The 8870-nt window shown below is 71.9% G+C and carries 11 protein-coding genes; 7 read left to right on the plus strand and 4 right to left on the minus strand.

Translation table 11 applies throughout. From position 1 onward, the window contains the following. Positions 1-30: 30 nt before the first annotated feature. The 3 genes from AB0J64_RS21230 to AB0J64_RS21240 all read left to right on the plus strand — a co-directional run bounded on the left by AB0J64_RS21230 (position 31) and on the right by AB0J64_RS21240 (position 3308). A complete protein-coding gene (locus tag AB0J64_RS21230; protein ID WP_364029162.1) occupies positions 31-888 on the plus strand; it encodes an LLM class flavin-dependent oxidoreductase in 858 nt (285 codons plus the stop codon). 65 nt (positions 889-953) lie between these two features. Next, positions 954-2792, plus strand: coding sequence for a serine hydrolase domain-containing protein (locus AB0J64_RS21235; protein ID WP_364029164.1), 1839 nt, complete (start codon positions 954-956; stop codon positions 2790-2792). A 60-nt stretch (positions 2793-2852) separates the two neighbouring features. Continuing rightward, the gene (locus AB0J64_RS21240; RefSeq protein WP_364029166.1) at positions 2853-3308 is read left to right on the plus strand and encodes an NUDIX domain-containing protein; all 456 of its coding nucleotides are present in this window, start codon (positions 2853-2855) and stop codon (positions 3306-3308) included. A 19-nt stretch (positions 3309-3327) separates the two neighbouring features. On the opposite strand, the gene AB0J64_RS21245 is transcribed toward AB0J64_RS21240, so the two are convergent. Beyond that, complete coding sequence (locus AB0J64_RS21245; RefSeq protein ID WP_364029168.1) at positions 3328-3792, minus strand: MarR family transcriptional regulator; 465 nt, start codon at positions 3790-3792, stop codon at positions 3328-3330. Positions 3793-3873: 81 nt separating this feature from the next. Here AB0J64_RS21245 and AB0J64_RS21250 point away from each other — a divergent pair, with 81 nt between their 5' ends. Continuing rightward, the gene (locus tag AB0J64_RS21250; protein ID WP_364029170.1) at positions 3874-4254 is read left to right on the plus strand and encodes an ester cyclase; all 381 of its coding nucleotides are present in this window, start codon (positions 3874-3876) and stop codon (positions 4252-4254) included. 7 nt (positions 4255-4261) lie between these two features. Here AB0J64_RS21250 and AB0J64_RS21255 read toward each other — a convergent pair whose 3' ends face one another. The 3 genes from AB0J64_RS21255 to AB0J64_RS21265 all read right to left on the minus strand — a co-directional run bounded on the left by AB0J64_RS21255 (position 4262) and on the right by AB0J64_RS21265 (position 6479). Next, positions 4262-5152: a hypothetical protein gene (locus AB0J64_RS21255; protein ID WP_364029172.1), complete on the minus strand. Its 891-nt coding sequence runs from the start codon at positions 5150-5152 to the stop codon at positions 4262-4264. Next, positions 5149-5928 (minus strand): hypothetical protein, encoded by a 780-nt coding sequence (locus AB0J64_RS21260; RefSeq protein WP_364029173.1) that lies wholly within the window; start codon positions 5926-5928, stop codon positions 5149-5151. Before AB0J64_RS21260 ends, AB0J64_RS21255 begins: the two co-directional genes overlap by 4 nt. Before the next feature lie 110 nt (positions 5929-6038). Further along, on the minus strand, positions 6039-6479 hold the full coding sequence (locus tag AB0J64_RS21265; protein WP_364029175.1) for a MarR family transcriptional regulator: 441 nt from the start codon (positions 6477-6479) through the stop codon (positions 6039-6041). A gap of 58 nt (positions 6480-6537) precedes the next feature. Between AB0J64_RS21265 and AB0J64_RS21270 the strand changes: the two genes are divergently transcribed. From AB0J64_RS21270 to AB0J64_RS21280, 3 genes are all read left to right on the plus strand, one after another. Beyond that, positions 6538-7080 carry an isochorismatase family protein gene (locus AB0J64_RS21270; protein WP_364029177.1) on the plus strand — a complete coding sequence of 181 codons (543 nt, stop codon included), beginning with the start codon at positions 6538-6540 and terminating at the stop codon, positions 7078-7080. Between the two features lie 82 nt (positions 7081-7162). Further along, positions 7163-8008, plus strand: a complete 846-nt coding sequence (locus AB0J64_RS21275; RefSeq protein ID WP_364029179.1) for a shikimate dehydrogenase — start codon at positions 7163-7165, stop codon at positions 8006-8008. Positions 8009-8028: 20 nt separating this feature from the next. Next, positions 8029-8870 (plus strand): sugar phosphate isomerase/epimerase family protein (locus AB0J64_RS21280; RefSeq protein ID WP_364029181.1); only part of this gene is annotated, 842 nt, incomplete at its 3' end.

Below are 8870 nucleotides of genomic sequence, written 5' to 3' on the forward strand. Positions count from 1 at the left end.
ACACCCGCCATGGCCGACCACCATGGCGGGATGCGCTTCTCGATCAACATCCCGAACTTCGGGGACTTCGCCGACCCCCGCACCGTGGCCTCGCTGGCCGTCGCGGCGGAGCAGGCGGGCTGGGACGCCCTGTTCGTCTGGGATCACGTCGTCCACCACAAGAGCCGGCCCCGCCCGTTCGGCGATCCCTGGATGCTGCTCACGGCGGCGGCCTTGGCGACCACCCGGATCAAGCTCGGCACCCTGGTCACCCCGGTCGCCCGGCGGCGGCCGCAGCAGCTCGCCCGCCAGGTCGCCACGCTCGACGTGCTCAGCGGCGGGCGAGTGATCTTCGGCGCGGGCCTGGGCGGGCCGATCGAGGACGAGTACGGCAGCTTCGGCGAGCCCACCGACCCCGTGGAGCTCGCCGAACGTCTCGACGAGGGGCTCGACCTGCTGGCCCGCTACTGGAGCGGCGAGCCGGTCACCCATCACGGACGGCACTACCGGGCCGAGGACGTCGCCCTGCTGCCCCCGACCGCGCAGCACCCGCGCCCGCCGGTCTGGTTCGCCGGCTTCTGGCCCAACCGCAGGCCCATGCGCCGGGCGGCCCGCTGGGACGGCGCCGTCCCGCTGTTCGGGCCGGGCTCGCACGGCTACAACCCGCCCGCCGACCAGGTCCGCGAGCTGGTCTCGTACGTCCGCGAGCAGCGCCAGGACGACAGCCCCTTCGAGATCGTCGTCGGCGGCGTCAGCCCTGCCGGCGCGGCCGAGGCCCGCGACCTGCTCGGGCCGCTGCAGGAGGCCGGGGCCACCTGGTGGGACGAGCGGCAGCCGATCCACAGCCCCGACAACGAGCGGCTCGCGCCGGTGCTGCGCCGCGTCGAGCAGGGGCCGCCGTCGGTCTAGGCAGCCTCAGCGGTCTGCCATGATGCAAGCGCACTTTGTGATCAGCGCTTGAAGGAGTTCCCCCTTTGGACCGCAGACGCTTTCTCGCCCTGACCGGCGCGGCCGGCCTCGCCACCGTGGACTTCGCCCGGCCCGCCCTGGCGGCGAGCTATCCCTTCGCCACCGGCGGCGTCCCCGACGAGCTGAAGACGAAGCTGGGCGAGCTGGCGCCGTACGGCATCAGCGCTGTCGCGTTCACGCCGTCAGGCGGCTGGGTGATCGTCACGCAGGACGGCCGTTATTTCGCCCGCGGCGTGCCCGACGCGTGTTTCGCCGAGCTCGAAAAGATGATCAAAGCGGGCGGGAAGGTCCACTGCGTGGCCTTCCCGCCCGAAGGCGGCGATCGCTGGGTGATCACCGGTGACAAGGGGATGTCCGCGCGCGGCCTGCCCGAGGAGTGCCACCAGCGCATCAGCGACAGCTACGCCGCCGGCCGCCAGGTCGTGGACGTCGCCTTCCCGCCGGCCGGTGGCAACCGCTGGGTGGTGGCCGACACCCAGGGCTTCTTCGTCCGGGGCATCGACGACGAGTGCTATCAGATGATGCGGAACCTGACGCAGGCCGGGCGCAAGGTGACCCGCGTCGCCTTCCCCAAGGAGGGCGGGTGGGCGGTCGTCGCGCAGGACCGGTTCTACGCGCGCGCCGTCGACGACGCCTGCTTCAAGCAGATGAACTCCCTCGGCGACGGCGGCTGGCAGCTGCACCACCTGGCCTTCTCGCCGAGCGGCGGCTGGTCGCTGGGCTCGCGCGGCAAGGTGCCCGCGCTGCCCGCCGACCGCGTCGGGCAGGTCGAGAACGCGGTGGGCGGCGCCACCATCTGGCAGCGGATGAGCGCATGGAAGACCCCGGGCGTGGCCGTCGCGGTGGTGGTCGGCAACAAGATCGCCTGGTCCACCGGGTACGGCTGGCTGGAGGCGGGCAGCGGCGCCGCAGCCCATCCCGAGACCGCCTTCCAGGCCGCCTCCGTCAGCAAGGCCGTGGCCTCGATCGGCGTGCTGCGCCTCATGCAGACGCTCAAGCAGCCCCTGACCGGCGACATCCGCCCCTACCTGGGCTGGACGCTGCCGCGCCGCTCGTGCGTCTCCAGCACGGCGGTGCCCACCATCGATCGCCTGCTGACCCACCGGGGCGGCGTCATCGGCCGCGGCTCCACGTCCCCCTCCGGCGCGTGCTCCGGCTTCGACGCCGGCGGCGGCGGCTTCGCCGGCTACGGCCCGGACGCGACCGTGCCCACGCTGTTGCAGGTCATGAACGGCGAGGGCAACTCCCCGAAGATCGAGCTCAGCACCGGCCCCGGGGGGGAGTTCCACTACTCCGGGGCCGGCTTCGTCCTGCTGCAGCGGATGGTGGAGCAGAAGAGCGGCCTCACACTGGCCCAGTACATGGACAAGGAGGTGTTCGCGCCGCTCGGCATGAAGAACAGCTCGTACGCCATGTCGCCCGGCTTCGAGCTGGCCGCGGGCCACACCGCCACCGGCGCCGTGATCCCCGGCAAGCGCAACCGCTACCCCGAGTCGGCCGCCGCCGGCCTCTACACCAACGTCCTCGACCTGAGCCGCCTGGTGTGCTACCTCAACAAGGCGTGGACCGCCTCCGGCGACATCGCCGGGCCGCTCACCAAGGCGTCCGTCCGCACGCTGCTCACCCCCGGCCCCGAGCCCACCATGGGGCGCGGCTTCTTCGTCGCCGGCTCCGGGACGCAGAGCTTCTCCTACACCCACGACGGCTCCAACTACGGCTTCAAGTCGGTCGTCAAGGGCTACCCGCAGCTCGGCGCCGGCTACGCCATCCTCGCCAACGGCAACAACATGAGCCTCGTCAACGAGATCGCCGCGGCCATCCGCTCGGTCTACGGCTGGGCCTGACCCCGCCGGCGTGCCCGCGCCTTCTCCGGTCCAGGGGAGGCGCGGGCATAGTGTTCCACCATGACGATCACCCCCTGCACGACCAGGGCCGGTCGGCCGGCCTTCGTGGTCAACGTCGAGGTCTTCCTGGAACGGGACGGCCGCTGGCTCCTCATCAGGCGCGGCCACCAGGAGGCCCACGCCCCCGGCACGCTGGCCGGCATCGGCGGCAAGGCCGAGGCCGACGGGGTCGAGTCCGGCATCCTCGAGCAGACCGCGCGCCGCGAGGTCGCGGAGGAGGTCGGCGTCGACCTGACCGGCACCGACCTCACCTACGTGGACAGCGCCTTCTTCGTGACCGACGACGGCGACCCGGTGATCAACGTGGTCTTCCGCGGCGAACTGCCCCCGCGGGCCCGCCCGGTGGCGGCCGCTCCTGAGGAGGTCGCCGAGCTGGTCTGGCTCACCCTCGAAGAGGCCGAGGCGCATCCCGACTGCCCGCCGTGGGCCCTGCGGAGCCTGCGGCGGATGGCCTGAAGCCGCGTCCCTCCCGCTGTCACCGGGCGCGCATGCGCCCCACCTCCGACTGGAAGACCTCCTCCGTCCTGCCCAGGAAGTCGGCGATCAGCTCCAGCTGCTCGTCGGTGTAGCCGTCCATCGCGCCGCGCCACGCCCGTACGAACGGGGCGAACACCGGGGCGATCACCTGCGCGGCCTCCTGGGTCAGGAGCGTCACCACGACCTTGCGGCGGTCGACGCTGTCACGCTCGCGCCGCACGTACCCCGCCGCCTCGAGCCTGTCGATCACCCCGGTCACGGACGCGGTCGTGATGCCCGCGCGCCTGGCCAGCTCGCTCGCCGTCAGCGGGCCGTCGCTGAGCAGGTTGAGGCAGTGCAGGTCAGTGGTGTTGACGCCGATCCGCTCCGCGGCGCCCTGGCTCATCGCCACCGACAGCGCGTTGGTACGGCGCAGCGCCTCGAGCAACTGGGCCACGAGCTCGGCACGCCTTGACATCGCCATCCAAACTCCTTAGCGTTCAAAGTGTCTAGGAAAGCTAGAGATATGGTTCTCTAGTGACTAGCCTACCGGAAGGAAGACGCGATGAAGGATGTCATCAGGCGCTTCTACGACGAGGTGCTCAACGCCGACGACCTCGACGTCGCCGACGAGATCGTCGGCCCCGGCTTCGCGCCCCGAGGCGGCGACGTCACCGGCCCCGAGGCGCTCAAGCGGACCGCCCGCTACCTCCGCTCGGCGCTGCCCGACATGCGCTTCGACATCGAGGACATGATCGCCGAAGGCGACCGGGTGGCCACCCGGTGGACGTTGCACGGCACGCACGAGGGAGACTTCTTCGGTTTCCCGCCCACCGGCAGGCCACTGGAGGTGCGCGCCTGCGTCATCTTCCGCATGGAGGACGGCAAGGTGGCCGAGATCTGGCCGGTCATCGACTCCAGCTCCCTCGCGGGCGCGAGGGGATGACGTTCCCTCACGGGCAGTCCGGCGCCTGACTGATCATGAAGAACTCGAGCCTCAGCGAATCGTCGGCGGGCAGGGCTATCGCCCGGGCCTCCGGGCTGGTCGCCCAGCAGGCGGGCAGCAGGAAGTACCGCCGGTTCGAGTCGATCAGCAGGCGCAGGCCGGTGTACCGGTAGCGGAACATCGCGTTCGGGTCGGGCAGGGTCGTCTCGGTGATCCCGGGGCCCTCCAGGTAGAGCCGCCGCGGCGCGTAGACCACCGTGCTCGGCAGCATCGCCGAGTGGGCCCAGTACTGGTAGGCCCTCTCCTGTCCCCGCTGCCTCGCGTAGTCGGTGACCGCCCACAACAGCAGCACCAAGAGGAGCGCCACGCAGACCGTGCGCTGGACCATCCGGCCCGCGGGGGAGATCGTTTGGCGCGGGTTGAACCTGGTGTACAGCGACCAGCTGTACGCCACCACGAAGATTCCCAGGCCCAGGCAGATCGGCATGAAGATGGGCGGCAGTTGCGTCATCCGGCCGGCGATCGACAGGATGCCCGCCCCGACGGCGACGGCTCCGAGCACGGCCGCCGCCGCGAGCGACCAGGTCGTGGCGGTGCGATGACGGGTGCAGGAGCGGATCAGGCAGGCGTGCGCCGAGGGGACGATCAGGGCTGCCAGCAGCACCACGACCAGCGGTTCGATGGCCACGGGTACGCTGCGCAGCACGTAGTCCTGGACGGACAGGCCCAGCATGCTCGAGTCCACTCCGAGGCGCCCGTACATGTTGTTCGTGTAAACGGCCCCGAAGTACATCATGATCGCGACGACGAGGGTGGTCGGCGCCACGATGTGGGCGAGGATGCCCCACACGCGAGCGAGGTCCTGGCCGGGCTCGCCGCCGTCGTCCGCGGGGTTCACGACTCTCTCGACGTGGGGCCGCCGTTTCCGGTGTTGGCCGGCTCCGAGGTCACCTCGCCGGGCGGCTCGGTGACGCCGCCGTGGGAGGTGGTCTCCTCCGCCGGACCTGTCGGCTCGGTGCTCGACTCCTCGGGCCGGGGCGCCGGTGTTCCCTGCTCGGCGGGCGGGGACCCGGTGGCCGTCGCGGTGGCCGTCGTGCACTCCGGGAGAGCGGCCGGGTCCGGCGCCACCGCGCACGCGTCGCCGACGTAGCTGCTCGGATCGCGTCCGAGCTCCGTGAGATGGTCAAGGGCCTCTCGCGCCTTGCCGGTGTCGCCCACGCCCGCGGCGCTGACCAGCTCCGTGTGGTAGAGGAGTTCGAGCGCCTGCATGCGCAGCGCGGGGGGAAGGGCGTCGAGATCCCCCTTTGCCTGGTCCGCGAGACGCATGGCCTGGTGGAACTTCTTCATGTTCGCGTTCGCCGCCGCCTGGCAGACCCGCGCGATGGCCCGTTCGCCGTCCGTGGCGCCGCCGGAGGACGCCACCCGTCCCATCTTCTCGGCCCCGGCCTCGAAATCGCGGTTTCGCAGCATCGTCTGGCAATCAAGGCCCACCCGGGCCTCGGCCTCGGGAAGGTCCCCGCTGCCCTCGGCCGGGACGGGCTCCATCGTGATGAGCGCCGGCGCGGCCGTCCTCGGGCCGGGCCCGCCCTGGCCGGCGCCGGACCCGCCGGGTTCGCCGCCGCAACCGCCCGCCAGCACCGCGGCGGCCGCGAGCACCGCCACCAAGGCCCTCACCACCGGCTCCCCCCGATCACTCGCTGGGGTCGTCATACCGCGCCGGGGCCCGCCCCACGCTGGTACAACCTGCGGATCACCATGACCTGGCGAATTCTTGGCCGGGATGCCTAGTCGGCAGGCAGGCCGTGGCGGCCGGCCAGCTTCCGCATGGCGCCGCGCAGCACCTCCGCCTCCTCAGGGCCGAGCCCTTCGGTCAGCTCTGCGTCGATCTCGGCCGCCGCCTCGGTGCAGGCGGACAGCAGGTCCCGGCCCCGTGCCGTGAGCGTGAGCGTCTGCCTGCGCCGGTCGGACGGGTCGCGCTCACGCCGCACCGCGCCGAGCTCCTCCAGCCGGTCGGCGAGCGACACCACCAGGCTGGGCGCCACGTTCATGAGCTTGGCGATGTCGAGCTGGGAGGCCGCCGCGCCGGAATCCAGCACTGCCAGGAGCCCCACCTGTTTGGGCTTGAGGTCATGGGCCGTCAGCCGCGCGGAGAAGCGCTCGGTGACCACGGCACCCAGCGTGCCGAGCCGGAAGGCGAGCGTGGAGGTCAGCTTGACATCGTTCACGGGGTCAATGCTACCGTACACATATCATTCAGAGTATGAACGATTAAGGAACTGAACCATGCTGAACCCCTCCTCCGTGCAGCTCGTCTTCGCCGACCTCCAGGACAGCATCGTCGAGATCAGTGCCACCAACCCGGCGGCATCCATCCGCCGCTCGGTCAAAGTCCTGGCCGGGCTCGCCCCCGCCCTCGGCATCCCGTTCACGGTCTCGGCCGCCCCCCGGCCGGGTGGTCCCGGCGTGATCGAGGAGGTGCCCGACGCCGAGCCATACGTGCGCACCGGCCCGTCCTGCTGGGACGACACCGCCTGGCGCGAGACCGTCCTGGCCACCGGCCGCCGTACGCTGGCCGTCTGCGGGGTGACCACGGAGATCGTGGTGCTGCGCACCGCACTCGACGCGCTCGCGGACGGCCTGGCCGTGCAGGTGCTGGTGGACGCGTGCGGCGGCATGACCGCCCGCACCGAGGACGCGGCGCTGCGGCAGATCGAGGCCGCGGGCGGCGTGGTGACCTCCGTGGCGGGCTTCGCCGCCGACATGGTGCGCGACTTCACGACTCCCACCGGCCGCCAGGTCATCGCCGCCCTGCACGGACTGGCGTGACCGCTCTCTAGCCATGTAACTCACTAGTCCGTACATTAGGAGGGGTCCCCGCACAGTCCCCACTGCCGGAGAGGAAGAACGGATGGCCTCGTTCCTGACCGGGCTGGTCGGCTCGGGCATCGGCCCCTCGCTCAGCCCGCCGCTGCACGAGCGGGAGGCCGTCCACCACGGGCTGCACTACGTCTACCGGCTGCTCGACACCGAACGGCTCGGGCTGGACGTCGGAGAGGTGGTACGCACCGCGCGCCGCTTCGGCTACGACGGGCTCAACGTCACCCACCCGTGCAAGCAGACCGTCATCCCGCACCTGGACGACCTGTCACCGGACGCTCGCATGCTCGGCGCGGTCAACACCGTCGTCTTCGACGGCGAGCGCGCCATCGGGCACAACACCGACTGGACCGGGTTCGCCGAGTCGTTCGCCCGCGGCCTGCCCGACGCCGTCACCCGCAGGGTGGTGCAGCTCGGCGCGGGCGGCGCGGGCGCCGCCGTGGCGCACGCGCTGCTCACCCTGGGCGCCGACCGGATCACGGTCGTCGACGCCGACCACGCCAGGGCGGTGCGGCTGGCGGACGAGCTGGGCTCCCGCTTCGGCGCCGGGCGGGCACGCGCCGCCGGCCGCGACGACCTGCCGTCGCTGCTGGCCGGGGCGGACGGGCTGGTGCACGCCACGCCCACCGGCATGGCGCACCACCCGGGGCTGCCGCTTCCCGCGTCGGTGCTGCATCCCGGCTTGTGGGTAGCGGACATCGTGTACCGGCCGCTGGAGACCGAGCTGCTCAAACAGGCGAGGGCGATGGGCTGCCGGACGCTGGACGGCGGCGGCATGGTCGTCTTCCAGGCCGCGCACGCCTTCCGCCTGTTCACCGGCCGCGAGCCCGACGCCGAACGCATGCTCGCCCACCTGACCGACCTGGTGACCGCCTGAAGTGTCCGCGAGGAGGAGACGTGCGCAAGTCCATCGCCACCGTGTCGGTGAGCGGCACCCTGATCGAGAAGCTGGAGGCCATCGCCGCCGCCGGGTTCGACGGCGTGGAGATCTTCGAGAACGACCTGCTCGCCTGCCCGCTGCCGCCCGAGGAGGTCCGGGCCCGCGCCGCCGACCTCGGGCTCGGCATCGACCTCTACCAGCCGTTCCGTGACTTCGAGGCGGTCCCGGCCGACCAGCTGGAACGCAATCTGCGCCGCGCCGGGCGCAAGTTCCGCGTCATGGAGCGCCTCGGCGCCGACCTGCTGCTGGTCTGCTCCAACGTCTCGCCGCAGGCCGACGGCGACGACGAGCTGGCGGCCGCCCAGCTGCGGCTGCTGGCCGAACGGGCCGCCGAGCACGGGATCCGCATCGCGTACGAGGCGCTGGCCTGGGGACGGCACGTCAACGAGTACCTGCACGCCTGGCGGATCGTCCGCATGGCCGACCACCCGAACCTGGGCACCTGCCTGGACAGCTTCCACATCCTCTCGCGCGGCTCGGACCCGATCGGCATCGAGGCCATCCCCGGCAAGAAGATCTTCTTCCTCCAGCTCGCCGACGCGCCGCTGCTCGCCATGGACGTGCTGCAGTGGAGCCGCCACTACCGCTGCTTCCCCGGCCAGGGCGGCTTCGACGTGGCAGGGCTGGTCCGCCACGCGCTGAACGCCGGCTACGCCGGGCCGCTGTCGCTGGAGGTGTTCAACGACCACTTCCGCCAGGCCGACACCGGGCGTACGGCGCGCGACGGCATGCGCTCGCTCATCGCCCTGGAGGACACCCTGCACGGAGCCGCGCACCCGGCCGTGCCCACCGGCTTCGC

The sequence above is a fragment of the Nonomuraea sp. NPDC049695 genome (genome assembly GCF_040674955.1).
In the GTDB taxonomy this organism is placed as follows: Bacteria; Actinomycetota; Actinomycetes; order Streptosporangiales; family Streptosporangiaceae; genus Nonomuraea; species Nonomuraea helvata.